We start from the raw sequence: 382 nt of genomic DNA, 5'->3' as shown, positions 1-382 counted from the left end.
CATTAACCCAAGAATATAAAATAAATGGCGAATGGCAAAGCGGCGAAGAAGTTATAAATGTTAATCAAGGCGATGAAGTTATATTAAGTGCATTGCCAAATGAAGTAGATGTAACAATTACTTTACCCGATGGGAGTCAAGTAGGAGATAATTATAATTTAGGCGATGTGGTTGTATCTCAATCTGGCATATACACTATAGAGTCGGAGTATGGTTGTATTATAACATTAGAAATAAATATAGAAGATCCTAATGCAAGTCCTTGTTCAACATATCCTATGGATGTAGAATATATAGTTGAAGGTGTTTCGGGAAGTGGTTCAGGCTCAATTACTATAGCATCAGGTGATAGTTTAGAGTTAAGTGTTGTTCAAGAAGATGT

Annotated in this window: 1 protein-coding gene; it reads left to right on the top strand. The window is 34.6% G+C overall.

Features of this window, described 5'->3' with window-relative positions; translation table 11 throughout:
- On the top strand, positions 1 to 382 hold a 382-nt coding region (locus tag ACNG5D_RS15855), incomplete at both ends, for a hypothetical protein (protein ID WP_418184507.1).

The sequence above is a fragment of the Algibacter ulvanivorans genome, from assembly GCF_048381495.1.
GTDB lineage: Bacteria > Bacteroidota > Bacteroidia > Flavobacteriales > Flavobacteriaceae > Algibacter_B > Algibacter_B ulvanivorans.
The sequence above is the reverse complement of the archived record's forward strand: the minus strand, read 5'-3'. Positions and strand labels throughout refer to the sequence as shown.